The sequence below is a fragment of the Clostridium sp. ATCC 25772 genome (assembly GCF_001573875.1).
GTDB lineage: Bacteria > Bacillota > Clostridia > Clostridiales > Clostridiaceae > Clostridium_J > Clostridium_J senegalense.
Genome location: NZ_LFRG01000134.1, coordinates 1 through 794 on the forward strand (window position 1 = coordinate 1; position 794 = coordinate 794).

Here is a 794-nt window from a genome sequence, read left to right on the forward strand (position 1 = left end):
TTATCTCCCTCTAAATCGATTTCAGAACCTCCAATAGTGCTTAATATATGTTTAACTGTTATATATCCTAGCATCGTATTATTAAATGTAGACTGTATCCTAGGGTGTACTTTGCTTTCTTGCTTGAAACCGCTCTCAATGGCTTCTAGGACTTTTATTAAGCTATCTGAATCATAGTTTTGCATAATGTATAGGTATATCTCTAATCCTAATGACTTTAAAGCTTCTTTTCCATCTTTAGTTAAGAAGTAACTTCCATGTTCTATAATATCTTCTGTCATATCATTGCAGCTAAACCAAATTATATTACATCTATTCTTTAATGCAGTTTCGTCTAAAACTTCTTCACCAGCTATAACTAAACTTGAATTATATTTATATGTTTTAATACCTTGATTTTGAGTTCCTTTTATAACTGTACTTTCTCCAGTAACTGATCTAATAGTATTTGATAATAACTGTCTTTGAAACTCGCTACTCTGTGAAGGTTTAACCTCGTCTATTATAGTAGTCATATAAGTATCATTCATAGCTCGCAGAAGTCCATGTTTCATTATTGCACTAAATACTAGAGTATCGTTGTCAAGTCCAAGTAAAGGTCTTGTTATATTGTCTATTGTAAAGGATTTACCACTTCCACTTTCCCCAACGTAACTTGTAACATGAACATTTATTCCCTTTGATTCCCTATAAATGCTATTAAACATATTAGATACTAAACTGCCTACAATGTTATAACAATTTTTAGGTGTATTGAAGTTAAATAAATGTTTTGAAAGTTCTATTGCTTGGTC

1 protein-coding gene is annotated in these 794 nt (G+C 30.9%); it reads right to left on the minus strand.

What is annotated here, in order from left to right; genetic code table 11:
• The coding region (locus AZI32_RS18635; RefSeq protein ID WP_162266751.1) for a hypothetical protein at positions 1 to 794 on the minus strand (794 nt) is incomplete at both ends.